Origin of the sequence: Pseudomonas sp. R5(2019), assembly GCF_009905435.1 — a bacterium.
In the GTDB taxonomy this organism is placed as follows: Bacteria; Pseudomonadota; Gammaproteobacteria; order Pseudomonadales; family Pseudomonadaceae; genus Aquipseudomonas.
In genome coordinates this window covers 57,575-83,100 of the sequence record NZ_JAAAMT010000022.1, presented here as the reverse complement: position 1 = coordinate 83,100, position 25,526 = coordinate 57,575, and the positions used below count along the sequence as shown (strand labels likewise).

The following is a 25,526-nucleotide window of genomic DNA, read 5'->3' as shown; positions in this document are numbered from 1 at the left end:
CGCGATGGGCTGCGCAGCGGCCCCGGCGATTCTGAAATCACCTGCACTCGCTGGCTCAATCGTAAATGCCAATGGCCTCAGGGGCCGCTGCGCAGCCCATCGCGGCCAGGTCCGCTCCTACAAAAGCTGCGAGTTCAGCTCCTTAACTGACTGGCATTGGCCCAGCTCCTACAGGGGTTTGTCAGCAACCTGCGTTCCACAGGGTGGAACCACCTTTGATTGTTCTTGCTCCTCACTCGCGGTTAGCTGACAGCTCATCAATAAGACCGGACTACAGTCCTGCCGCGAGCCCTGGAGAAACAACATGCACCCTGCACAGCGTGGAACGTCGCGAACCCGACAGGTCACCGCTGCCGTGATCGGCAACGCCCTGGAGTGGTATGACTTTATCGTTTATGGCTTTTTGTCCAGCATCATCGCCCGGCTGTTTTTTCCCTCCGACAATGAATACACCTCGTTGCTGATGGCGCTGGCGACCTTCGGCGTGGGCTTTTTCATGCGCCCGGTCGGTGGCGTGTTACTGGGCCTGTACGCGGATCGCAAGGGTCGCAAGGCGGCCATGCAACTGATCATCCTGTTGATGACCCTCGCCATCGCCATGATTGCCTTCGCCCCCGACTACGCCGCCATCGGCATCGGCGCCCCGGTGCTGATCGTGGTGGCGCGCATGCTCCAGGGCTTTGCCACCGGCGGCGAGTACGCCAGTGCCACTGCCTTTCTGGTGGAAAGCGCTCCGGCCAATCGCCGGGGTTTGTACGGCGCCTGGCAGTTGTTCGGGCAGTGCCTGGCGGTATTTGCCGGTGCCGGTATGGGGGCGTTGGTCACCCACCTGCTGTCGCCGGAAGCGCTGGACAGCTGGGGCTGGCGGCTGCCCTTCGTGGTCGGCTTGCTGATCGCCCCGGTGGGGCTGTGGATGCGTCGTCACATGGAAGAAACCGACGACTTTATCGACGCCCGCAAGGCCAGCACCGACAAGCCCATGGGCTTGCTGGACGTGCTGCGCGAGTACCGTCGCGGCGTGCTGGTGACCATGGGTTCGACCATCAGCGGCACCGTGACCTTCTACGTCATGCTGGTCAACATGCCGACCTTCGCCCACCGCCAGCTCGGCCTGGCGCTGGACCAGGTGTTCATGGTGCAGATGCTCGCCGTGGCCCTGATGACCGTGATCATCCCTCTGGCCGGTTTGCTCTCGGACCGCATCGGCCGGCGGCCGGTGTTGTTTGCCGGTAACCTGGCGTTCTTCCTGCTGGTGTACCCGATGTTCAACTGGGTCGCGGCGGCGCCGAGCGTGGAGCGTTTGCTGATCATGCAATTGCTGCTCTGCGCGATCATCGGCGTTTGTTTTGGCCCGGCACCGACTTCGGTGGCCGAGCAATTCCCCACCAAGGTTCGCTCCACCGGTCTTGCCCTGGCCTACAACGTGGCGGTCATGCTGTTTGGCGGCTTCTCGCCGTTTATCGTTACCTGGCTCAGCCAGACCACCGGCAGCGCCGTGGCGCCGGCGTATTACGTGCTGTTTTCCTCCCTGATCGGCCTGATCGCCATCTGCTTCCTGCGTGAAGCGGCGCCGGCCGTGCTTGAACGTCGTCGCCGTCGTGACACTACGCTTGCGTCACGGAGTATCTGAATGAACCTGCCCGAGACTGTTATGAGCACCCCTGAGACGAAGTACTCGACCACTCCCCAGGCGCAGATTGTGGGCCTGGATGCCTTGCAGCTGTCGGACGCGATCCGCACCCGACAGGTGTCCTGCGTTGAGGTGATGCGGGCTTACCTGGAACAGGTCGAGCGCTACAACCCGAAGGTCAACGCCATTGTTTCGCTGCAACCGCGCGAGCAGTTGCTGGCCCAGGCCGATGAGCGCGACCGCCAACTCGCCGACGGCCAGTGGCTGGGCTGGATGCATGGCATGCCCCAGGCCATCAAGGACTTGGCGGCGACAGCCGGCATTCGTACCACGATGGGCTCGCCGATTTTCGCTGATCAGGTGCCCGCGCATGACGCGATCAGTGTTGCGCGGGTACGGGCCAGCGGCGCGATTTTTATCGGCAAGACCAACGTGCCGGAATTCGGCCTCGGTTCGCAAAGCTACAACACGGTGTTCGGCACCACCGGCAATGCCTACGACCCGCGCCTGTGTGCCGGTGGCAGCAGCGGTGGCGCCGCCGTGGCGCTGGCGCTGCGGATGCTGCCGGTGGCCGATGGCAGCGACATGATGGGCTCGCTGCGCAACCCGGCGGCGTTCAACAATGTCTATGGCCTGCGCCCGTCTCAGGGCCGGGTGCCCTATGGCCCGGCGCCTGAGCTGTTCATGCAGCAATTGGGCACCGAAGGCCCGATGGGCCGCAGCGTCGCCGACGTCGCCCGATTGCTGCAGACCCAGGCCGGCTACGACCCACGCTCGCCGCTGTCGATCAACGACGACCCGGCCCGGCTCGGCGGGCCTTTGCAACGTGACTTCAGAGGTACCCGCATCGGTTGGCTCGGTGATTTCAACGGCTACTTGCCCATGGAACACGGGGTGATGGCCCTGTGCGAAAGTGCCCTGGCCGACTTCACTGACCTGGGCTGCGTGGTCGAGGCCTGCCAGCCGGACTATTCGATGGAGCGGCTCTGGCGCACCTGGCTGACCCACCGTCAATTCCTGGTCCAGGGCAACCTCGGCAAGCTCTATGCCGACCCGGCCAAGCGGGCGCTGCTCAAGCCGGAAGCGATCTGGGAAGTGGAAAGCGGCCTGAACCTCAGCGCCGCCGATGTCTATCAGGCCTCGGTGGACCGCAGCGACTGGTATCGGGCGCTGGCCAAGCTGTTCGAGTGTTACGACTACCTGCTGCTACCGAGCGCGCAAATGTTTCCTTTTGATGCAGATGTGCACTGGCCACGCTTTGTCGCAGGGCGGGAAATGGATACCTATCACCGTTGGATGGAGGTGGTGATCGGCGCGACCCTCGCAGGCTTGCCGGCGATGAACGTGCCGGTAGGCTTCAATCCGGCCGGCCTGCCCATGGGAATGCAGATCATAGGCCCGGCGCAGGCGGATCTGGCGGTGCTGCAACTGGCCCACGCCCACGAGCAGCTGACCCAGTGGGTCGCCAACTGCCCGCCGGGGATGTTGGGCAAGACCCGCTAGCCACGTTCGGGCCTGCATCTTGCAGCATGAGCCACGGTCTTCAGCACGGGGTTGAAGAGGGAGTAGACATGCTGAGCAAAGACGGAGCAGGCACCGTACGGTCGGTCGAGCGCGCACTGGCGATTGTCGAGTTGCTGGGTGAACACGATGACCTCGGGCTGGAAGAGCTGCACTACCTGACCGGGCTGCCCAAGGCCACTGTGTCGCGCTTGCTGCACACACTGCAAGAGCAGGGCTGGCTGTACCGCAGCCCCACCGACCGGCGCTACCAACTCTGCGCCCGGCGCCTGTTCGGTGATGCCGGCAAGCGCTTGCGCCGGGGCCTGGTGGAGCATTCGGCGCCGTTCTTGTGCGACCTCAGTGAACGCACGGGGCTGGTGGCCGACCTGTCCTATTTCGACGGCAACGACCTGTTCGTGGTCGAAAGCTGTATCCCGCAAGTGCTGCGCAAGCGCTACCCGCTCAACCGCATGATCGTCGGTCAGTCCGCCAGCCTGTTTCATTCGGCCATGGGCAAGGCCTGCCTGGGCGAGTTGGGCGAGGACGACATGGAGCGCCTGGCCCAGCGTCACAAAGTGGCTGTCGATGCCCTGCAACAGGCCCATCGACAAACCCATAGCCAAGGCTTTGGCGAACGCACCGAAGGCGTCTGGGAATACCCCGTGAAGCTACCGTTCCTGATCCGTGCCGTGGCCTTGCCGGTGTACGCCGGCGAGCGGCTGGTGGGCAGCATTGCCCTGCACTGGCCCAGTGATCAGGGGTGTGTGGAGCAAGTGCAGCGCCAGCATATGGGGGCGTTGGCGGCGACCGTGAGCCAAGTCGGCGCCACTTTGTCCGCCGTCGTCTGAATCACCTGAGTGCCCACAAATGCTGGGCGGGTAATGTGGGAGCGGATTTATCCGCGAATGATGACGACGCGCAATGCCTGAAAAAACGCGGTGCATTCATTCGCGGATAAATCCGCTCCCACATTAGTTTCTATGTAGATCCAGATCGATTCCACCTCGTGGAACCGCATTGCATTGCGCAATTTCGGCAACTTTTCAGAATGGACCTCGCCCGAATAATAAAAACTGGTGAGCCCGACATGTGGAACAAACGACAGTATCTGGCGGCGATGGTGTGCGGTGTGTTGTTGAGCGAGGCGCAGGCGGCGGGGTTTATCGAGGACAGCAAGACGACGCTGCGCTACAGCCAGTTCTACTGGAAGGAAAACAACGGCGAGGGTGTCGGCCCGACCCGCAATGAGTGGGTGCAGGCTGCGCAGTTCAGTTTCAACTCCGGCTGGTTCCAGGACTTGCTGGGCGTGGATTACAGCTACGGCCTGGCCGAGGACCTGTACGTAGGCGACAACGCCACCAGCATCAGCAACCTTCAAGCCCACCATTCGGTGCAGTCGCCCCATGGCATGGCCAAACCGATCGAGGCCTATGTGCGCGGCCATCTGGTCGGCGACCTGGGGGAGGTCTACGGCGGGGCCGGCAAGAAGATCCGCCGCTACGCCCAGTACCGCGACGACAGCACGCGCATCCTGCCGGCGTCCACGCTCGGTTATGACCTGGGCTACAAGCTCAAGGCGCTGGACCTGCGCTACAGCCGCATCAACGGGTTCAGCCCGCGCAACGAATCCGGCTGGAGCGAAGATCTGAGCAACTTCCGCGGCCAGAAAATCGACGACCTGCAGCTCTATGCCGCCGCCTACAAGCTGCCTTGGGGCACCAGCCTGCAAGCCGAGTACGCCGAATCCGAGGACTACCTGCGCGAGGCGATGGTCAAGCTTGAACACAGCTTCGCGCTGGGCGAGGGCAAGAATCTGGATCTGTACGTCACGCACGGCAGGCAGCAGGACGCCGGCAAACTGTTCGAATACGGCGGCGTGCCGGGGCTCTACGACCCGGAAAGCGCCCACGATGCGCGCTACATCGACGTGTCGGCCAAGTACCGCTTTGGCGCGTATTACCTCGGCGCGGCGTACAACAAGGTCAGCGGCGACGACTTCGACCGGTTGTTCTTCGCCAAGGACCACGGCACCTGGAACAGCAGCGCCAAGCTGTTCTACTACTTCGGCCTCAAGGATGAGGAAATGTACAAGGTCAGCGGCGGGATGAACTTCGCCGAGCTGGGCCTGCCGCAGCTGAGTTTGGATCTCTACTACGCGCTGTCGGATCACGCCGCCGGCTACGAAGGCTTTTCCCGCCGCGAATTCCAGAGCCTGCTGCAGTACAACTTCACAGGCCTGCTCAAGGGCCTGAGCCTGGTGTGGCTGCACGACGAGTTCCATACCAAGGGCGTACCTGACGGCGACACACGATTGACGACATCACGCGGGCCGGCCGGGATCATTACCCATAACGCCGAGCGGTTTTATCTGAATTACATCTATTCATTTTGAGAATCAAAGGCATCGCCGCCACCCGTTGGTGACGGCTTGCCGCAGATTTGGCAGCGCCGATCCCCCCCTTTGACGCTTTCGGCAATTCCCCTGTCGTTTTTGCATCGGGGCCTGTCGCCCCCTAGGCATATGCTGGCTCCAAAGCGCCGGCAGACGATTCGGCGCGGGATAGATCGAGAAAGGGGACAGCCTGATGAGCCCAGCCGAGTTACACGCCGACAGCATCGTTATCGACGGGCTGATCATTGCCAAGTGGAACCGTGAACTGTTCGAAGACATGCGCAAGGGCGGCCTGACCGCGGCCAACTGCACCGTGTCGGTCTGGGAAGGCTTCCAGGCCACCGTCAACAACATTGCCGCCAGCCAGAAGCTGATCCGCGAGAACAGCGACCTGGTCATGCCAGTGCGCACCACCGCCGACATCCGCAAGGCCAAGGAGCTGGGCAAGACCGGCATCCTCTTCGGCTTCCAGAACGCGCATGCCTACGAAGACCAGATCGGCTATGTCGAAGTCTTCAAGCAACTGGGCGTCGGTATTGTGCAGATGTGCTACAACACCCAGAACCTGGTCGGCACCGGTTGCTACGAGCGCGACGGCGGCCTGTCTGGCTTCGGTCGCGAAATCGTTGCCGAAATGAACCGCGCCGGGGTCATGTGCGACCTGTCCCACGTTGGTTCCAAGACCTCCGAGGAAGTCATCCTCGAATCGAAAAAGCCTGTCTGCTACTCCCATTGCCTGCCGTCGGGGCTCAAGGAGCACCCGCGCAACAAGTCGGATGAAGAACTGAAGTTCATCGCCGACCACGGCGGTTTCGTCGGCGTGACCATGTTCGCCCCGTTCCTGGCCAAGGGCATCGACTCGACCATCGACGATTACGCCGAAGCCATCGAGTACACCATGAACATCGTCGGCGAAGACGCGATCGGTATCGGCACCGACTTCACCCAGGGCCACGGCCAGGACTTCTTCGAATACCTGACCCACGACAAAGGCTACGCCCGCCGCCTGACCAGCTTCGGCAAGATCATCAACCCGCTGGGTATCCGTACTGTCGGCGAGTTCCCGAACCTGACCGAAACACTGCTCAAGCGCGGTCACAGCGAACGCGTGGTGCGCAAGATCATGGGCGAAAACTGGGTCAACGTCCTCAAGGACGTCTGGGGCGAATAAACCCCCGCCCCAACCACCCAATCCCTATAAAAAATTTCTGGAGTTAAGTTTCCATGGCCAAGATCGCCCCGCAATTGCCAATCGAAGTCGACAGCGAGACCGGTGTCTGGACGTCCGATGCCCTGCCAATGCTCTACGTACCACGGCATTTCTTCGTCAATAACCACATGGGCATCGAGGAAGTGCTGGGCGCCGACGCCTATGCCGAGATCCTCTACAAGGCCGGCTACAAGTCTGCCTGGCACTGGTGCGAGAAAGAAGCCGAATGCCATGGCCTGGAAGGCGTGGCGGTGTTCGAACACTACATGAAGCGCCTGTCGCAACGCGGCTGGGGCCTGTTCAAGATCCAGGACATCGACCTGGACAAAGGCACCGCCAGCGTCAAGCTCGAACACTCCGCGTTCGTCTACGTGTACGGCAAGGTCGGGCGCAAGGTCGACTACATGTTCACCGGCTGGTTTGCCGGCGCCATGGACCAGATCCTGGCAGCCCGTGGCAGTTCGATCCGCACCGTTGCCGAGCAAGTCTACGGCGGTTCGGAAGAAGGCCACGACGACGGCCTGTTCATCGTCAAGCCGCTGTAAGTCGAGGACCCTGCCATGGCTTTCGAAGCAATGTTCCAGCCGATCCAGATCGGCAAACTGACCATCCGCAACCGCGTCCTCAGTACCGCGCACGCCGAGGTGTACGCCACCGATGGCGGCATGACCACTGACCGTTATGTGAAGTACTACGAGGAGAAAGCCAAGGGCGGTATTGGCCTGGCGATTTGCGGCGGTTCGTCGAGCGTCGCCATCGACAGCCCGCAGGGCTGGTGGAAGTCGGTGAACCTGGCCGACGACCGCATCATTCCGCACTTCCAGAACCTGGCCGACGCCATGCACAAGCATGGCGCCAAGATCATGATTCAGATTACCCACATGGGCCGGCGCTCGCGCTGGGACGGCGAGCATTGGCCGACCCTGCTGTCGCCCTCGGGCATCCGTGAACCGGTGCACCGTGCAACCTGCAAAACCATTGAGCCGGAAGAAATCTGGCGGGTGATCGGCAACTACGCCAGCGCCGCGGCACGTGCCAAGGCCGGTGGCCTGGACGGCGTCGAGCTGTCGGCGGTGCACCAGCACATGATCGACCAGTTCTGGAGCCCGCGGGTCAACAAGCGCACCGATGAATGGGGCGGCAGCTTCGAGAACCGCATGCGTTTCGGCCTGGAAGTGATCAAGGCGGTGCGCAAGGAAGTCGGCCCGGATTTCTGCGTCGGCCTGCGTATCTGCGGCGACGAATTCCACCCCGATGGCCTGAGCCACGAGGACATGAAGGAGATCGCCAAGTATTACGACGCCACCGGGATGATCGATTTCCTCGGCGTGGTCGGCTCCGGGTGCGACACCCACAACACCCTGGCCAACGTGATCCCGAACATGAGCTACCCGCCGGAGCCGTTCCTGCACCTGGCGGCCGGCATCAAGGAAGTGGTCAAGGTTCCGGTGCTGCACGCACAGAACATCAAGGACCCGAACCAGGCCACGCGGATTCTGGAGGGCGGTTACGTCGACATGGTCGGCATGACCCGCGCGCACATCGCCGACCCGCACCTGATCGCCAAGATCAAGATGGGCCAGGTCGACCAGATCAAACAATGCGTCGGTGCCAACTACTGCATCGACCGCCAATACCAGGGGCTGGATGTGCTGTGCATCCAGAACGCCGCGACGTCCCGCGAGTACATGGGCGTGCCGCACATCATCGAGAAATCCACCGGGCCCAAGCGCAAGGTGGTCGTGGTGGGTGCCGGCCCGGCCGGGATGGAAGCGGCGCGGGTGGCCGCCGAGCGTGGCCACGACGTGACCCTGTTCGAGAAAAAAGACGCCATCGGCGGGCAGATCACCACGGCCTCCAAAGCGCCGCAGCGCGACCAGATCGCCGGTATCACCCGCTGGTTCCAGCTGGAACTGACGCGCCTGAAAGTCGACCTGCGCCTGGGCACGGCGGCCGACGTGGCGACCATCATGGACCTGCGCCCCGACGTCGTGGTGCTGGCCGTGGGCGGGCACCCGTTCGTGGAGCAGAACGAGCACTGGGGCGCGGCCGAAGGGCTGGTGGTCAGCAGCTGGGACGTGCTCGACGGCAAGGTGGCGCCGGCCAAGAACGTGCTGGTGTACGACACCATCTGCGAATTCACCGGCATGTCGGTGGCCGACTACATGGCCGACAAGGGCAGCCAGGTCGAGATCGTCACCGATGACATCAAGCCGGGCGTGGCGGTGGGCGGTACCTCGTTCCCGACCTACTACCGCAGCATGTACCCCAAGGAAGTGATCATGACCGGCGACATGATGCTGGAAAAGGTCTACCGCGAGGGCGACAAGCTGATTGCTGTGCTTGAGAACGAATACACCGGCGCCAAGGAAGAACGCGTGGTCGATCAGGTGGTGATCGAGAACGGCGTGCGGCCTGACGAAGAGCTGTATTACGCGCTCAAGGAAGGCTCGCGCAACAAGGGCCAGATCGACATCGAGGCGCTGTTCGCGATCAAGCCGCAGCCATGCCTGAGCCAGAGCGGCGACGGTTACCTGCTGTTCCGGATCGGCGACTGCGTGGCGCAGCGCAACACCCATGCGGCGATCTATGACGCACTGCGGCTGTGCAAGGATTTCTGACCGGTCGTACACAAACCCCAATGTAGGAGCGGATTTATCCGCGAATAAAGGCGACGCGGTTTAACAGATACATCGCAGCGCCTGCATTCGCGGATAAATCCGCTCCTACACAGAGCCCCGAGATCTTTGGGAGCTACACCATGCTAAACACCCTTCTTCCCATCCTGCTGTTCGCCGCCCTGGGCCTTGCCGCCCTCGGCGCATTGCGGCGGGTTTCATTGTGGCGCCAGGGGCGGCCGGCCAAGGTCGAGCTGCTCAAGGGCCTGCTGGCCATGCCGCGTCGCTACATGGTCGACCTGCACCACGTGGTCGCCCGCGACAAATACATGGCCAACACCCACGTCGCCACCGCCGGCGGCTTTGTGCTGGCGGCGGTGCTGGCGATCCTGGTACACGGTTTCGGCCTGCATAACCGCATCCTCGGTTATGCCTTGCTGTTCGCCACGGTGCTGATGTTCGTCGGCGCGTTGTTCGTCTACAACCGCCGTCGCAACCCGCCTGCGCGCCTGTCCAAGGGCCCATGGATGCGCCTGCCGAAAAGCCTGCTGATGTTCTCGGTCAGCTTCTTTCTGGCGACCCTGCCGGTGGCCGGTATTCTGCCGGCCGATTTCGGCGGTTGGGTAATGGCCGCGATTCTGTCTGTGGGTGTGCTGTGGGGCGTGTCCGAATTGTTCTTCGGCATGACCTGGGGCGGGCCAATGAAGCACGCCTTCGCCGGAGCCCTGCATCTGGCCTGGCACCGCCGCGCCGAGCGCTTTGGCGGTGGCCGTTCGACGGGCCTCAAGGCGCTGAACCTGGATGATCCGCAAGCGCCGCTGGGCGTGGAAAAGCCCAAGGACTTCACCTGGAACCAGCTGCTCGGCTTCGATGCCTGCGTGCAGTGCGGCAAGTGCGAAGCCGCGTGCCCGGCCTTCGCCGCTGGCCAGCCGCTGAACCCGAAAAAACTCATTCAAGACATGGTGGTCGGCCTGGCCGGCGGTACCGATGCCAAGTTCGCCGGCAGCCCGTACCCGGGGAAACCGATCGGCGAGCATGGCGGCAACCCGCACCAACCGATTGTCAACGGCCTGGTCGATGCTGAAACCCTGTGGTCGTGCACCACCTGCCGCGCCTGCGTCGAGGAATGCCCGATGATGATCGAGCACGTCGATGCCATCGTCGACATGCGCCGTCACCTGACCCTGGAAAAAGGCGCCACGCCGAACAAGGGCGCCGAAGTGTTGGACAACCTGATCGCCACCGACAACCCGGGCGGTTTTGCCCCGGGCGGGCGGATGAACTGGGCAGCGGACTTGAACCTCAGCCTGATGGCCGAGAAGAAAACCGTCGACGTGCTGTTCTGGGTCGGCGACGGTGCCTTCGACATGCGCAACCAGCGCACCCTGCGGGCCTTTGTCAAAGTGCTGAAAGCGGCCAAGGTCGACTTCGCGGTGCTGGGCCTGGAAGAGCGCGACAGCGGTGACGTGGCCCGGCGCCTGGGGGATGAAGCGACCTTCCAGCAATTGGCCCGGCGCAATATCAACACCCTGGCCAAGTACAACTTCAAGCGCATCGTCACTTGCGATCCGCACAGTTTCCATGTGCTGAAAAACGAATACGGCGCCTTCGATGGCCACTACCACGTGCAGCACCACAGCACCTACATCGCCGAACTGATCGGTGCCAATCGCCTGAACCTCGGGCAACACAAGGGCGGCAGCGTGACCTATCACGACCCCTGCTACCTGGGCCGCTACAACGGCGAATACGAGGCCCCGCGCGATGTGCTGCGCGCCCTCGGCATCGAGGTCAAGGAGATGGAGCGCTCGGGCTTCCGTTCACGCTGCTGCGGTGGTGGTGGCGGCGCGCCGATTACCGACATCCCCGGCAAGCAGCGGATTCCCGACATGCGCATGGAAGACATTCGCGGCACCGGCGCCGAGCTGGTAGCGGTGGGTTGCCCACAGTGCACCGTGATGCTCGAAGGCGTGGTCGAACCGCGCCCGGCCATCAAGGACATTGCCGAGCTGGTGGCCGACGTGCTGATCGAGGAAGCCATCGCCCCAAAGTCGGTACCGAGTAAACGTGAACCTGCGGAGGTGCACTGATGAGCGACATTATCCGCCGCGATCCGCGCGCTGAATGGATCGCCCGCAACCGCCTGCACCCGCTGCACGCGGCCATGCAACCGGCGCAAACCAGCTGGATGGGGCCCAACGGCATCATCCGCAAGAACCCCCATGCAGTGGGCTTTATCGGCCCCAATGGCATCAAGCGCATCGACCGCAGCGGCGCACAGCAGGGCGGTTCAACCAAGCGCACGGCAGCGGCCGAAGTGCAATTGCCGCTGCATCAAGTGCCGTCGCCAGCGTTTTACATCGCGGTGGCGCCCGACATGGTCGGTGGCCGCCTGAGTAGCCACGACCGTGACCTGCTCGGTTTGGCTCATAGCCTGGCCGGCAGCGACGGTGCGGTGCTGGCCATCGTTTTCGGTGAGCACAAGGAATCGGCTTTCGCGACCGCAGGCGTTGACCGCCTGCTGGTCATCGAAGGCGAGCAATTCGATGGTTATGCACCGGAGCAACGTATCCAGGGCCTGCGGGCTGTGGATAACCAGTTCAGCCCGCGCCACTGGCTGCTGCCAGACAGCCGCACCGGTGGCGGTGAGCTGGGTCGCCGATTTGCCGCAGCGCTGGGCGAACGCCCGGCGACGCGGGTCTGGCAGGTCAAGGACGGCCAGTGCATTGGCCGTGCCGGTGCCGGCCAGCAGGACCTGCAACGCGCCGTACCGCGGCTGATCCTGGCCGCCGCCGAGTGCGCGGACCCGGTCAGCGATACCCGTCACGAAGTTTTGCCGGTGGAGTTGTCCACAACCGTGGCGCGCAGTCTCTCGCGCATCGAGGATCTGGGCGCGGTGGCAGTGGACCCGGCAGCCATTCCGATGGCCGAGGCCGAGTTCATTTTTTCTGGCGGCAACGGGGTCAAGGACTGGCCACTGTTCCATCGCACGGCCGCCGCCCTGGGCGCCACCGAAGGCGCCTCACGGGTGGCGGTGGACGACGGCTTCATGCCGCGTGATCGGCAAGTCGGTGCCACCGGTACCTGGGTCACGGCACGGGTGTATGTGGCCGTCGGTATCTCGGGCGCGATCCAGCACCTGCAGGGCATCGGCGCCTGCGACAAGGTGGTGGCGATCAACATGGACCCGGGCTGCGACATGATCAAGCGGGCCGACCTGTCGGTGATCGGCGAAAGCGCCGCGATCCTGAAGGCCCTGATCGATGCCATCGAAGGCTACCGTAACCAAGCCAAGCGCGATGCCGCTTAACGCAGGATGAAAGCATGAACACAAAGGTCATCAGCCTGGTTTCAATCGGTGCCCACCCCACCTCCGGCCGCGCGCGCCGCGCCGAGCAGGACGCCCGCGCCGTAGAGCTGGGTTTGCAATTGGCTGGGGATAACCTGCAGGTGCTGCACGCCGGCGACCCGCAGGAGCCGGCCTTGCGTTCTTACCTGGGCATGGGCCTGGCGCAACTGCACGTGCTGGAACAACCGGCCGGCGCCGATGCCCTGGGCGTACTCGGCGAGTACTTGCGCCAAGCGGGTGCCCAAGTGGTGCTGACCGGCAGCCAGGCCGAAACCGGCGAGGGCTCAGGGATGCTGCCGTTTCTGCTGGCCGAGCAACTGGGCTGGCCGCTGGTGGTGGGCCTGGCCCAGGTCGAATCCATCGACGGCAGCATTGCCCACGTGCTGCAAGCCTTGCCCCGTGGCCAGCGCCGCCGCCTGAAAGTGCGCCTGCCGTTTCTGGCCACGGTGGACAACGCCGCACCCAAGCCGCGCCAGAGCGCGTTCGGCCCGGCGCGACGGGGTGTGCTGGCGGCGCGGGAAGTGGAGATTGTCGAAGACGAGTTATCCACAACCGCGCAGCTGTTGCCGGCCAAACCTCGGCCCAAGCGGCTGAAAGTGATCAAGGCCAAAAGCGGTGCCGATCGCATGAAGGCGGCAACGGCCAAGGCCAGTGGCGGCGGTGGGCAAGTGCTCAAGGATGTCAGCCCGCAGGCGGGGGCGGAGGCGATCTTGAAGTTGTTGATCGAGGAGGGGGTGGTGCGCTGAACCTAGCAGTTCTGTCAGTACCGGGCATGCCCTGAGGTTGCTAGGATCAGGCGTTGATTCAGCTACCACAGGGCATTAGCCATGCACACCTCACAACGTACACCGCGAGCGCTGCTGCTGGCGGTTGACCGGCAGCAAAGCCCCTTATTTGAATCATTTTCTGAAGGTGTCCAACGGCAGGCTTATACGCCTTATGGTTGGCACAGCAGAGAGCGCCAGTTGCAGACTCAACTGGGATTCAATGGGCAGCTCAGGGAACACAGCAGCGTCGTTTATATGCTGGGTAACGGCTATCGGGCGTATAACCCGGTTTTGATGCGTTTCAACAGTTCGGATCATTTCAGCCCCTTTGGAAAGGGCGGCTTGAATGCCTATGCCTACTGCGCCGGCTCCCCTGTTAATCGGATCGATCCCTCAGGCGCATCCTGGCTAGCCCTATTGGGTCAAGGCGTAGGGTCTCTGTTGAATGCGATCTTCGCAGGAGCCGCAATTAACAGGGCTGCCGCCACGATTGTTTCCGGCATACCGTCCCCGATGACGACGCGTGTTGGCAACGTGTTAAGTTTCTGGGGAGGGGCAGGGGGTTTGCCTTCCCGAATGCTGGGCGTTCCATCTTCTGCGAGTGCTGCGCTCCCGACCAGCGGCATATCGATTGCATCGAACGCGGGTGTCATTGGAACCCAGGTTCTGACAGGCGCTGGGGCGGTAGCGCAAAACCATGTTATTGCCAAAAAATGGTGGGCGACAGCGGGTACAAACGGTCAGTCCAGGCCGCGGGTAGTGTGGGAGGCGGTCAAAGAGGCAAGTGGTTGGAATCTGCTCCGGCGGCAACCTCCAGGACAGGTTCCGTCAAGGTCTCCCGAAGTACCACTGCAGGATGTCGTCGTTGAAACTAGACGTACGTAGTTTTAGACATTCGAGCCTTTTGCCTGGGAACTAGCCAGCAGATTTGCTAGTACCAGCCAGGCATATTTGGTGACTGCCAGGATCCTGCCGCAAAGCCGAAAGACAGAGGCATTAAATGGTCGTTTCAAAGAGACTTCAGCAAGCCTCGCAGGCAGTGTTGCTAGCGGTTGATCAGCAACGAACTCCATTATCTGAAGCGTCCAATCGCCTGGTGTTTACGCCTTATGGCGAGCGGAGTGCACCGTGCCCTCCACAAATCCTTTTGGGCTTTAATGGGCTCTTGAGAGAGGCTGCCAGTGGGGCTTATCTGTTGGGCAATGGCCATCGGGCCTATAACCCGGCATTGATGCGATTTCATAGCCCGGATGCTTTGAGCCCTTTTCGCCAGGGCGGAGTTAATGCCTATGCGTACTGTCTGGGCGATCCGGTGAATGCTTGGGACCCTTCGGGTAAATTCCATGTCCGATATTTCCCACGAGTTCCCATTACTGCTCCCTTGACAACCCTGGCGCCCTTAACGGCTCAATCGGTTGTTTCGTACGTGCAGCAGGGGTTTTCCGTTGCGCTCAATATTTTCTCGTTTCTTGCAGGTGTTGCGACAGCGTCGGCGACGCCTCCGCCATCAGGGCTTTCACTGGCGGCAGCGCGTTTAGGCGTGCTAGGCCCGACACTCAGTGCAATAGGTGGGGCAATGCAGTTAGGAGGTGTGCCACAGGGGGTTTACGTTTCCATGGCCGCTAATACGGTCTCGACCGCCGGCGCTGCACTCAGAATGGTGGGTGCGTGGCGGAAAGTCGACGGAGCAATGGAGATGGCCCGTCGTGTCAGGGGTGGTGTTGTTCGATTGACTGGGTGGAATAACCCCTATCCAAGAGACATTGGGACGTCGGTATAAAGCCAGAGGAATATTCCCACATGGTTTCGACTGACATCTTGGTTGGAGTTTCTCTATTCCTGTAACGGGTCACGGGCTCTAGGAAATACCCTACGAAACCTGTCGCCTGCCATGACCTTGTCCCTGGGAAGCCCGATCCCTAGTCTTCCTCGGCCGCTGAATGTTCAGCGGTCGGGTGTGGAAACCCAGGTTAGATCTAGATAAGCGACAGTGCTTAATGGCAGCTGTGCGTGGGAGGGCCCTCGGGTCCTGCCGGGTTTCTAGGTCTCCCCCGGTTTTCCACCCTGCGTACAGTTGCCACCCATTCATGTGGAAACGAGCGGGTGCAACGCCATCAGGAGATCCTAGAATGACCAAAGTACTTCCCGACCCACCCCCCTCTTCAATCAAAACCGTCCAAACCCCCTTCGGCACCTGCGACGCCCCGCACGGCCCGCTGTTCGCCGTCCTCGGCGGCATCGGCATTGAAGACGCGCTGATCCACACCTCGCTGTACCTCGACGGCGTCCTTGCCACCTACCAGCAGGCCGTGGCCCATGCCAGCGAAGAAGGCCGGGGGATGTTGTGGTCGACGGTGCATTTGGCCGAAATGGCCAAGGCGCTGGTGGATGGTTTGCTGGATGGGTTAGAGGCCGAGCAGGACAAGGTTGCCAGTTGAGTCGGTGGTGACCTCTGGGGCCGTTGCACGGCCCATCGCGGCCAGGTCCGCTCCTACATGGAGCCCGCGTTGTTTGTGATTAACGCGCGAATCTGTAGGAGCGGACCTGGCCGCGATGGGCTGCAAAGCAGCCCCAAAAGGCGCCGCGAATGTTACTGCGCGGCAACCCCCTTCAAATACGGCGCCGGCGCAGCCCCGAGGTTGTTCAGCATCCGCTCGCTGTACCAGTCAATGAAATTCACCACCCCGATGCAGCAACCACAGCGGCATCGACCTTGGTGCCAATAGATGTAGCTACCACAGCCAGACAAATAGCATTGACAACGGCCAGCGCTTTTCCGGTGGATTCAGTCTTGTGAGTGCAGGTGCGAACCCGCCCCCAGGGCCGCTGATAACGACCGCAAATTACGCGGGCACATTTGGGGCGACGGCTTCATTTACAGCGACGGCACTGACTCTTGCTGGCGTGGGGGGGAGCGATTGTTCCTGCGGTTGCCGCTGCTGGTCCGGCTTTTACTGCCACCAGTGTAGCGTTGCGCCTGATCAACCACGCATTGACCCCTGGCGAAGGAATGATAAGGCAAGGGGCTCGAGGCCTGGGCAGGTTGCTGAGGGTGCACGAACGAATCAGAGGTAGGAATCCAACGGCTATGGTCTAGGCGAAGCCGTTAACGTCAAAAGAATATTCCTACTCAATCAGGGCGGTAATCTTCCAGGTTTTTTCTGCATTTCCCTGGCGGGCGACGAGCACTAAGAAATACCCTACGAAACCTGTCGCCTGCCATGACCTTGTCCCTGGGAAGCCCGATCCCTAGTCTTCCTCGGCCGCTGAATGTTCAGCGGTCGGGTGTGGAAACCCGGGTTTTAGGTTTTGGAAAGCGCACGCTTGCGATGCTTTATGGCGGCTGTGCGCGGGAGGGCCTTTGTGCCCTGCCGGGTTTTCCAATTCCTACCGGTTTTCCACCCCGCGCACAGTTGCCACCCAATCGAGTGGAAATCGAACGGGCGCGACTTCACCAGGAATGTGAATATGACAAAAGCAATCCCCGACCCACCCCTCTCTTCAATCAAAACCGTCCAAACCCCCTTCGGCACCTGCGACGCCCCGCATGGCCCGATGTTCGCCGTCCTCGGCGGCATCGGCATTGAAGACGCGCTGATCCACACCTCGCTGTACCTCGACGGCGTCCTCGCCACCTCCCAGCAGGCCGTGGCCCATGCCAGCGAAGAAGGCCGGGGAATGTTGTGGTCGACGGTGCATTTGGCCGAAATGGCCAAGGCGTTGGTGGATGGTTTGCTGGATGGGCTAGAGGCTGAGCAAGACAAGGTTGCCAGTTGAGTCGGTGGTGACCTCTGGGGCCGTTGCACGGCCCATCGCGGCCAGGTCCGCTCCTACATGGAGCCCGCGTTGTTTGTGATTAACGCGCGAATCTGTAGGAGCGGACCTGGCCGCGATGGGCTGCAAAGCAGCCCCAAAAGGCGCCGCGAATGTTACTGCGCAGCAACCCCCTTCAAATACGGCGCCGGCGCAGCCCCGAGGTTGTTCAGCATCCGCTCGCTGTACCAGTCAATGAAGTTCACCACGCCAAACTCATAGGTCTTGGAATACGGCCCCGGCTGGTATGCGGTGGAGTTGATCCCACGCTGGTTCTCTTCGGCCAGGCGACGGTCCTGGTCGTTGGTAGCATCCCAGACCTGGCGCATGCGCTCCACGTCGTAGTCAACCCCTTCAACCGCGTCCTTGTGCACCAGCCACTTGGTGGTGACCATGGTTTCCTGCGCGCTGATCGGCCACACCGTGAAGACGATGATGTGGTCGCCCATGCAGTGGTTCCACGAATGCGGCAGATGCAGGATGCGCATCGAGCCCAGGTCCGGGTTCTTGATCCGGCCCATCAGCTTCTGGCAGCCCTGTTTGCCGTCCAGGGTCATCGACACGGTGCCCTTGAGCAACGGCATGCGCACAATACGGTTGCGCAGGCCGAAGCTGGCGTGTGCGTATGGGATCTTCTCGGCTTCCCAGGCGGCGGCGGAGGCAGCCACGTGGTCCTTGAAGGTCTGGTCGGCGCGCGGGTCGGTGACGTCGTCCCACTCCAGCAGGGTTTTCAGCAATTCAGGGTGCGAGCCGCCGCAGTGGTAGCACTCACGGTTGTTTTCCAGCACCAGTTTCCAGTTGGCCTTTTCCATCAAGGTGGTTTGCACCGCCACCTTGGTGTTCTCCATGTCGTAGGGCTCCATGTAGTGGTTCAACGTGGAGAGGAAGTCGTCGATCGCCGGTGGGTTCTCGGCCAGGCTGATGAAGATGTAGCCGCCCGAGGTTTTCACCTTCACAGGCTTTAGGCCGTATTGCTTCATGTCAAAGTCGGCGCCCATCTCGGTGCCGGCGAACAGCAGGCGACCGTCCAGCTCGTAGGTCCACTGGTGGTAGTGGCAAACCAGCTTGGCAACCTTGCCCTTGTCCGAAGTGCACAGGCGCGAGCCACGGTGGCGGCAGACGTTATGGAAGGCGTGCACCTGGCCTTCGGCACCCCGAATCACAATGATCGGGTTGTTGCCGATCTGCAGGGTAATGAAGTTGCCCTTGGCAGGGATCTCGCAGGTCATGCCCGCGATCAACCATTCCTTCTGGAAAATCTCCTGCATGTCGATCTGGAACAGGCGTTCGTCGTTATAGAAGGGCTGCGGCAGCGAAAAGGTGCGCTCACGGCTCTGCAGCATCTCGGCGGTGGCCTTGCGTGCGGGTTCCAGTGGATCGCCCAGGCTCAAGGTTGCGGTGACGTCCATCGTTGTGGTCCTCATGGCCATACAGTGTGGCCGGCGAAAGTGGCTAATCGGTTGTGGTGCGACGCAAGGCTGAAAAATCAGCAGGATCATTTGCGATGGAGTGTGCGTTCAGGCGCGCCGATGACCTTACCTATGGGCGACATGGTCGAATCAGTTCCCGACGTCCAAGCCCTTATGGCAGGCGGCTGGTCGCGATAAGCACGTCAATGTCGCGGATAGGAAAGTGACCGTCGTGCAGCTTGATCAGAATCGCCAGTATGAGGCCGGCAGTCGGCCGTGGAGATGAGCATGTCGAACAGCTTTCTGAATCCGGTTACCACCCAGACCTGGGCCAATGGCCGGCACATCGTCCGTTGCGTCAAGGTGATCCAGGAAACCTGGGATGTGCGCACCTTCTGCTTCATGGCCGACCAGCCGATCATGTTCTTCTTCAAGCCCGGCCAGTTTGTCACGCTGGAGCTTGAGATCGAAGGCCAGCCGATCATGCGCTCCTACACCATCTCCAGCTCCCCGTCGGTGCCTTACAGCTTTTCGGTGACCATCAAGCGCGTGCCCGGCGGCAAGGTCTCCAACTGGCTGCACGACAACCTCCAGGAAGGCCAGGAGCTGGCCGTGCACGGCCCGGTGGGGTTGTTCAACGCCATGGATTTCCCGGCCACCAAAGTGCTGTATCTGAGCGGCGGCGTCGGTATCACGCCGGTGATGTCCATGGCGCGCTGGTTCTACGACACCAACGGCAACGTCGACATGGTCTTCGTCCACAGCGCCCGCTCGCCCAAGGACATCATTTACCGCCGCGAGCTGGAACACATGACCTCGCGGATCGAGAACTTCAACCTGCACATCATTTGCGAGAAATACGGCCATGGCGATCCGTGGGCCGGTTATCGCGGCTACTTGAACCACAAGCTGCTTGAACTGATCGCCCCGGACTTCAAGGAACGGGAGATTTTCTGTTGCGGCCCGACCCCGTACATGCACGCGGTCAAACACCTGCTCGAATGCGCCGGCTTCGACATGAGCCGCTACCACGAGGAGTCGTTCGGGGCGACCCCGCCTGAGGTCAAGGCCGATGCGCTGGAGCACGCCGAACAGGCTGCCGATGCACCGGAAGTGGACATCGCCGACCAGCACCAGGTCGAATTCACCGCCACCGGCAAGAGCATCCGCATCGCCCCCGGCGAGACCGTGCACGCGGCGGCCGCCAAGCTTGGCCTGATGATCCCCAAGGCCTGCGGCATGGGCATCTGCGGCACCTGCAAGGTGATGAAACTGGGCGGCGAAGTGGAGATGGACCACAACGGCGGCATCACCGATGACGACGTGGCCGAGGGTTATATCCTCTCGTGCTGCAGCGTGCCCAAGAGCGATGTACGCATCGAATACTGAGGCTTGCGCACGCTGACCGACGAACAACGGGAACCGACCGGCAATACCGGGGTCAACCCGCACGCATGAAAACTGTGTCAGCAGGCCCGGAATCAGTGGCTTGCCGACCCAGTTTTCTTTATCGTGTCCGCCCCCTGAAACTGCCGAGAAATCATTATGTTGGAAGCAACCCTCAGCCAATTGGAACAACTGGTCAGCGAACTGGTAGAAAAAAACAGCGCCCTGACGTCCGCCAACGCGCAACTGAGCGCCGAGCTGGCCCAGGCCAAGGACGAAAACGAAACCCTGCAACTGAGCCTGCTGGAACAGGAAGAAAAGCAGAACGCGACCGCCAGCCGCATCCAGGCCCTGGTTGATCGCGCAAGCGCCGGTACCGTAAGCGCATGACGGTGGCGGCAGAATCGATCAAAGTCGTCTCGATTCTGGGCAACGACTATTCGATCAAGGCCCCGGTAGGCGAGGAGCAGACTCTGCTCGATGCCACCCACATGCTCAAGGTCGCTCTGGCCGAAACCAAACGCAAATACCCGAGCCTGATCGGCGACAAACTGTTGGTGCTGGCAGCGCTGAACCTGTGCTCCAGGCAGATCGAACTGCAGCAGCAACACCGCCAGGCCCTCGACCGTTACCAAGAGCAAGTCAACGCCACGGTCGACGTCATTTCGCGGACCATCGCGAACAACTGAGCCCCCCAAGGCTTGCGCTACTTCCCCGCTGAATGCTTGCCCACGGATTGATTGCAATCTGTGGGCAGATTTTCTGCGCGCGACGCTAAAGAGCGCCATCAATCCTGTAGGAGCCGGCTTTAGCCGCGATGGCCTACACAGCAGGCCCATCGATTGGGGCCGCTACGCGACCCTTCGCGGCTAAAGCCGGCTCCTACAAATTCAATTCTGATGTCGAACAATTTCGCAAATAACTGTATACAGTCTGCCGGGCTGTTGGTCAGTGACAGCTCACTCTTGGGGGAGAGACGGGCATGCGAGTGTGGCGACGCAGTATTCAGTGGCAATTGACCTTGAGCATGGGCGCGGCCCTGCTGGCCAGTATCCTGATTGTGGTGGGCATCTACACGGCGGTGGTCAATCGCCTGACCGAGCGCTATTTGATCGACACGGCGTTGCCGTCGAGCGTCGAATCGATCCGCAATGATATCGAACGCATGCTGACCCGGCCGCTCACCGCCGCTGCCGATATCGCCAACAACAGCCTGTTGCGTCGCTGGCTGGCCGAGGGCGAAGACCCCGCCCAGGCGCCGCAATTCATCGAGTACCTCGAAGGCCTGCGCGAAGAAAATCAGGCGTTCACTGCCTTGTTCGCGGCCACCGCTTCCAACCATTACTACAACGAAAAAGGCCTGGACCGGACCTTGAGCCGCAGCAACCCGGCGGACAACTGGTTCTACCGCTTCGTCGACAGCGCTGACACGCGCATGCTCAACATTGACACCGATGGCAGCACCGGCGAGCTGGCGCTGTTTATCGACTTCAAGGTGCGGCAGGCGGGGCAGTTGGTGGGCATTGCCGGCCTTGGCCTGCGGATGCGCGAGCTGTCGGCGCTGATTCATGATTTTCGATTTGGCGAGCGGGGGCTGGTGTACCTGGTGCGCAATGACGGCTTGATCCAGGTGCACCCGCAGTCCGAATTCAGCGGTAAACGCCAGCTCGCCGAGCAGCTCGGGGCGACCACGGCGCAATCGCTTTTGGGACAGCATCAGGGCCTGAGCAGCAGTCGCTTCGAGCGCGACGGTGAAGACTATCTGGCCCTGAGCCTGCCACTGCGCGACCTGAACTGGACGCTGGTGGCCGAAGTGCCCGAAGCGCAGATTTATGCACAGGCCAGGCAAGCCCTGTGGCTGACCAGCCTGGTGGGCGTGGCGGTGGCGCTGTTCTCGTTGCTGTTGGTGGTGCTGTTGGCGCGCGGGCTGGTGCGGCCGTTGCGGCAGGTGACCAGCGCCTTGACCGACATTGGTAGCGGCGGGGGTGACCTGAGCCGGCGGCTGGACGATTCACGGGCCGATGAGCTGGGCGATCTGGCGCGTGGCTTCAACCGCTTTCTCGACAGTCAGCGTGAATTGATCACTCAGGTATTGAGCACCAGTGAGCGGTTGCGCAACGCGGTGGGGCAGGTGGCATTGGTGGTGGAAAATACCGCTGAGCGCTCCCAGCAACAGCAGGAAATGACCGAGATGGTTGCCACCGCTGTGCATGAAATGGGCCTGACGGTTCACGACATCGCCCAGAATGCTGGCCACGCGGCGGTGGCCTCCCAGAACGCCCGGGATGAGGCACTGCAGGCGCGCGAAGTGGTGCAGCACTCGATTGTGCAGATTGAAGGGATGTCGACCGACATTGGCGTCGCCGCCGGAGCGGTGGGGGAACTGGCGACGGAAGTGGCGTCCATCGACCAGGTGTTGGCGGTGATTCGCAGCATCTCCGAGCAAACCAATCTGCTGGCGCTCAATGCCGCGATTGAAGCGGCGCGGGCGGGTGAGATGGGCCGGGGCTTTGCCGTGGTGGCCGATGAAGTGCGCACCCTGGCGCAGCGTACGCAGGCCTCGACCAATGAGATCCAGCAGATGATCCAGCGCCTCAAGCAGGGTGCCCACAATGCCGTGGCGTCGATGCACGCGGGGCAGGCAGCGACCGGGGCCGGGGTTGCATCAAGCCAGCGCACCGGGGTGTCGTTGACGGCGATTACCGGGCAGGTTGAGCACATCAGTGATATGAATCATCAGGTGGCGACGGCGACGGAAGAGCAGTCGGCGGTGACCGAGGAGATCAACCGGACTGTGCAGGGCATTTCGGATCTTGCCCGCGAGACGGTGGGGGAGGTGCAGGCCAGTCGGGAGGATTGCCGGGTGCTGCGTGGGTTGGCGGATGACCTGGCGCGGCAGATGGGTGGGTTCAGGTTGTGATCCGGTGAAGCTTGGGGCCACTTCGCAGACTATTGCGGCCAGGCCGGGACGCCGGACTGCCGCTCCTGCAACGACAGCGCAACACATGTAGGAGCGGACCTGGCCGCGATCGCCCGCGGAGCGGGCGCAGGATCTAATAGACAAAGATGGTCAGCCCGCCATCGCCGCCCGAATCTCCGCCGCCAATGCCCTTACCCGCTCCTATCCAGCCATGCTCCCGAAGGCCCTTGCCTAGCAGTTCTGCTAGCTAGGCACGCCTCGCCATCCATCACACACTCGATCACAGGCCTTCCCTTGAGGTGGGCCAGACATTGAGGCGCCTGCGGGCGCATGGAATTCGATCGGGGTGCGCACAGATGCAAGATTCACGATTTGCTCAGGGATTCAGAACGCTGGGGGTTGGCCTGGCAGCGCTATCGCTGGCGGCGTTGATGTCGGGGTGTGTGAGTAGCGAAGGCAAACCTGCCAATGACGTGCCCATTGAAAAAGAGACCAGTGCGGTGCCGATGGCAACGCCGCCGCAGGTGTATGCAAAGGAGATTGGCTCGGCGCGGTTTGAGCGGTCGGGGATCAAGGAGGTGCAAGGGTATACCGTAGAAAGCGGAAACCTGCTGACCAAGGATGGTGACACGGGGTCGCTGGTAGTGGTTCGGTCCGCCACAGGAGCGGTCCTCGCCATCGTCGATAAACCGGGTGAGCGCGGTTTGCTATTGGTTGATAAGGACAACAATCGGAAGTTTATTCCGGAATCACCGTCAGATTACATGCAGCTGGATACAGTGGAGCAGGCTGAAGTCATTCAGCCGGCCAAGGGCGACGAGAAAAAGGCGGGTGAGCATAAGTATGTGGACATGCTATTTGCATTCACAGCGTGGTCAGCGGAAAAAATCGGGGGTGACCCAATTGCTTACGCGCTTGCCCAAACGGAGACTGCAAATCTGGGGCTGAGGAACTCACTGGTTTCTGGCGTTTCGTTGCGATTAGTGGCCGTGAGCATATTTAATGAAGGTGGAAGCGTGACCGCGGAAGGGTTGAGGTGGTGGCAGAATACTCTTGAACCTTACCGTACGTTATACAATGCGGACGTCAGTGCCGCCATCAGCGGTGGCAACGCTACTGCCAATGGCTGGGCATATAACCCCGGCTGGACCAGTGCGAATGTGTATTGGGCGCCACTTGTATTCAGGCATGAGATTGGTCATAACGCCGGTGGTAGTCACTGTAATAATGATCCGAATTCCACAAATTATAGGTTTGGCCATAGCAATGGCAAGTCCAACACCTTTCTCTGTGGCAACAATGTCCCCTATTACTCAACGACCCGTGTTCGTGATCCGGACGGAAATCCATTGGGAAATGCAAAAACCGCGGATATGGCGAGAGTCTGGGAAGAGAATACTGCCAGGATGACAGGTTACAGACCCGAATTACCCGGCGAGCGCTTGATTCTTGCAGGCCTTGGCGAACAGGAAACAGCCCGTTTGCGGATGGATACCTCAGTGCCAAATCCGCGAGCGGGCTTGGTAGCTCTTGATCCGAGTGTCGGGCCAACGCAGTTGCAAGCGCTGCCGGGGGGCGGTTATACGACGCTGACAGTGAAACTGAAGAATGACGCAGGTGTTGAGTTTCCGGTCAAGCTGCGAGCACAGCGCTCTATTGGTGGCTGCCCGGTTAGTGGGATGAATAATAATGCCGCTTGCCAGGGAGGGGGGGCGCTCTTTTTCACACTTCAGTATTTCAATATTGATAATCAACACCTCGCCAATGGCTTTTATAACGGTGTTTTGAAGTTGAAAGCGATGGATGCTGCTGCGCCTGGGTGGCAAGTGCCGGTCACGATTTCTGTCTCCGTGGCGGTTTCCGGATCTTCTGGGTCCAGGGAAAGCGTTACTATTCGACATGAGGATGCATGTGTTGTCCTGGATTTCGGAGCACCTGGAATGCTTGGGTTGGGGCGAGACGAATGTAATCGGAAGCCAGAATCTTCCCTCACTGATCCTGCCCAGTGGCACATAACCGCAGACCAGAAGATAACGTACAATCTCGGCTTATACTTTTTGCACGGTAATCGCAGGCCTGAACTTAATGAATTGAACACCGGTAAGCCGCCGCTCCATGTCAGGTATCTGGGCGGCGACTCGGTAAGAATAGAAAATGGAGGTCAGTGCATGACCTATGCCCCTAATCCGAGAGCGTTATATCTGGATGTCTGCTCAGCAGCGAATCATGGGCAAGTCTGGAGGCTACAGGATCGGTAAGACGTAGCTGGATCAGCGAAAATATTTGGGCCTGTTTTTTCGCTATAGCACCGGGGGCATGCGTTGCGCTTGCCCCCGCGCTTCACAGCAGGGTATCACCGCCATCGCCGCCCGAATATCCGCCGCCAATGCCCTTCCCGCGCCTATACAGCCATGCTCCCGACAGCCCTTTTCAGGCCCTTACCTAGCAGTTCTGCTAGCTAGGCACGCCTCGCCATCCATCACACACTCGATCACAGGCCTTCCCTTGAGGTGGGCCAGACATGGAGGC

Annotated in this window: 20 protein-coding genes and 1 pseudogene; 20 read left to right on the top strand and 1 reads right to left on the bottom strand. The window is 61.3% G+C overall.

From position 1 onward, the window contains the following. The first annotated feature begins 304 nt into the window (after nt 1-304). From GUY40_RS15945 to GUY40_RS15880, 14 genes are all read left to right on the top strand, one after another. Nucleotides 305-1,630 (top strand): citrate-proton symporter, encoded by a 1,326-nt coding sequence (locus GUY40_RS15945; RefSeq protein WP_166569877.1) that lies wholly within the window; start codon nt 305-307, stop codon nt 1,628-1,630. A gap of 21 nt (nt 1,631-1,651) precedes the next feature. Further along, nucleotides 1,652-3,133, top strand: coding sequence for an amidase (locus GUY40_RS15940; protein WP_166569880.1), 1,482 nt, complete (start codon nt 1,652-1,654; stop codon nt 3,131-3,133). A 68-nt stretch (nt 3,134-3,201) separates the two neighbouring features. Beyond that, the gene (locus GUY40_RS15935) at nt 3,202-3,981 is read left to right on the top strand and encodes an IclR family transcriptional regulator (protein ID WP_166569876.1); all 780 of its coding nucleotides are present in this window, start codon (nt 3,202-3,204) and stop codon (nt 3,979-3,981) included. 239 nt (nt 3,982-4,220) lie between these two features. Continuing rightward, a complete protein-coding gene (locus GUY40_RS15930; protein ID WP_166569875.1) occupies nt 4,221-5,525 on the top strand; it encodes an OprD family outer membrane porin in 1,305 nt (434 codons plus the stop codon). Nucleotides 5,526-5,718: 193 nt separating this feature from the next. Next, nucleotides 5,719-6,696 carry a dipeptidase gene (locus GUY40_RS15925; protein WP_166569874.1) on the top strand — a complete coding sequence of 326 codons (978 nt, stop codon included), beginning with the start codon at nt 5,719-5,721 and terminating at the stop codon, nt 6,694-6,696. Between the two features lie 53 nt (nt 6,697-6,749). Continuing rightward, nucleotides 6,750-7,280: a DUF5943 domain-containing protein gene (locus GUY40_RS15920; protein ID WP_030139308.1), complete on the top strand. Its 531-nt coding sequence runs from the start codon at nt 6,750-6,752 to the stop codon at nt 7,278-7,280. 15 nt (nt 7,281-7,295) lie between these two features. Further along, nucleotides 7,296-9,356 (top strand): dimethylglycine demethylation protein DgcA, encoded by a 2,061-nt coding sequence (gene dgcA / locus GUY40_RS15915; protein ID WP_166569873.1) that lies wholly within the window; start codon nt 7,296-7,298, stop codon nt 9,354-9,356. Between the two features lie 140 nt (nt 9,357-9,496). Beyond that, a complete protein-coding gene (gene dgcB, locus GUY40_RS15910) occupies nt 9,497-11,443 on the top strand; it encodes a dimethylglycine demethylation protein DgcB (RefSeq protein WP_166569872.1) in 1,947 nt (648 codons plus the stop codon). Next, a complete protein-coding gene (locus GUY40_RS15905; protein WP_166569871.1) occupies nt 11,443-12,663 on the top strand; it encodes an electron transfer flavoprotein subunit alpha/FixB family protein in 1,221 nt (406 codons plus the stop codon). Before dgcB ends, GUY40_RS15905 begins: the two co-directional genes overlap by 1 nt. Nucleotides 12,664-12,677: 14 nt before the next feature. Beyond that, on the top strand, nt 12,678-13,448 hold the full coding sequence (locus tag GUY40_RS15900; RefSeq protein ID WP_166569870.1) for an electron transfer flavoprotein subunit beta: 771 nt from the start codon (nt 12,678-12,680) through the stop codon (nt 13,446-13,448). Nucleotides 13,449-13,529: 81 nt separating this feature from the next. Further along, a complete protein-coding gene (locus GUY40_RS15895) occupies nt 13,530-14,354 on the top strand; it encodes an RHS repeat-associated core domain-containing protein (RefSeq protein ID WP_166569869.1) in 825 nt (274 codons plus the stop codon). A gap of 115 nt (nt 14,355-14,469) precedes the next feature. Next, on the top strand, nt 14,470-15,249 hold the full coding sequence (locus GUY40_RS15890) for an RHS repeat-associated core domain-containing protein (RefSeq protein WP_166569868.1): 780 nt from the start codon (nt 14,470-14,472) through the stop codon (nt 15,247-15,249). A gap of 349 nt (nt 15,250-15,598) precedes the next feature. After that, nucleotides 15,599-15,907, top strand: coding sequence for a DUF3077 domain-containing protein (locus tag GUY40_RS15885; RefSeq protein ID WP_166569867.1), 309 nt, complete (start codon nt 15,599-15,601; stop codon nt 15,905-15,907). A 1,030-nt stretch (nt 15,908-16,937) separates the two neighbouring features. Beyond that, nucleotides 16,938-17,246 carry a DUF3077 domain-containing protein gene (locus GUY40_RS15880; RefSeq protein WP_166569866.1) on the top strand — a complete coding sequence of 103 codons (309 nt, stop codon included), beginning with the start codon at nt 16,938-16,940 and terminating at the stop codon, nt 17,244-17,246. A 152-nt stretch (nt 17,247-17,398) separates the two neighbouring features. Here the strand turns inward: GUY40_RS15880 and gbcA are convergent, their stop codons facing one another. After that, a complete protein-coding gene (gene gbcA / locus GUY40_RS15875) occupies nt 17,399-18,691 on the bottom strand; it encodes a glycine-betaine demethylase subunit GbcA (protein WP_166569865.1) in 1,293 nt (430 codons plus the stop codon). A gap of 288 nt (nt 18,692-18,979) precedes the next feature. Here gbcA and gbcB point away from each other — a divergent pair, with 288 nt between their 5' ends. The 6 genes and pseudogenes from gbcB to GUY40_RS15850 all read left to right on the top strand — a co-directional run bounded on the left by gbcB (nt 18,980) and on the right by GUY40_RS15850 (nt 25,255). Then, a complete protein-coding gene (gene gbcB, locus GUY40_RS15870) occupies nt 18,980-20,080 on the top strand; it encodes a glycine-betaine demethylase subunit GbcB (protein WP_166569864.1) in 1,101 nt (366 codons plus the stop codon). A gap of 156 nt (nt 20,081-20,236) precedes the next feature. Continuing rightward, nucleotides 20,237-20,467 (top strand): hypothetical protein, encoded by a 231-nt coding sequence (locus GUY40_RS15865; RefSeq protein ID WP_166569863.1) that lies wholly within the window; start codon nt 20,237-20,239, stop codon nt 20,465-20,467. After that, entirely contained in the window at nt 20,464-20,766 is a 303-nt protein-coding gene (locus GUY40_RS15860) for a cell division protein ZapA (protein WP_166569862.1), read from the top strand. The genes GUY40_RS15865 and GUY40_RS15860 overlap by 4 nt, the downstream gene beginning before the upstream one ends. 293 nt (nt 20,767-21,059) lie before the next feature. Beyond that, nucleotides 21,060-22,136 (top strand): annotated as a pseudogene (locus GUY40_RS28815) (cache domain-containing protein); the annotation flags it as partial. 123 nt (nt 22,137-22,259) lie between these two features. Further along, entirely contained in the window at nt 22,260-22,997 is a 738-nt protein-coding gene (locus GUY40_RS28810; RefSeq protein WP_371924826.1) for a methyl-accepting chemotaxis protein, read from the top strand. A 356-nt stretch (nt 22,998-23,353) separates the two neighbouring features. Beyond that, a complete protein-coding gene (locus GUY40_RS15850) occupies nt 23,354-25,255 on the top strand; it encodes a hypothetical protein (RefSeq protein ID WP_166569860.1) in 1,902 nt (633 codons plus the stop codon). Nucleotides 25,256-25,526 lie beyond the last annotated feature (271 nt).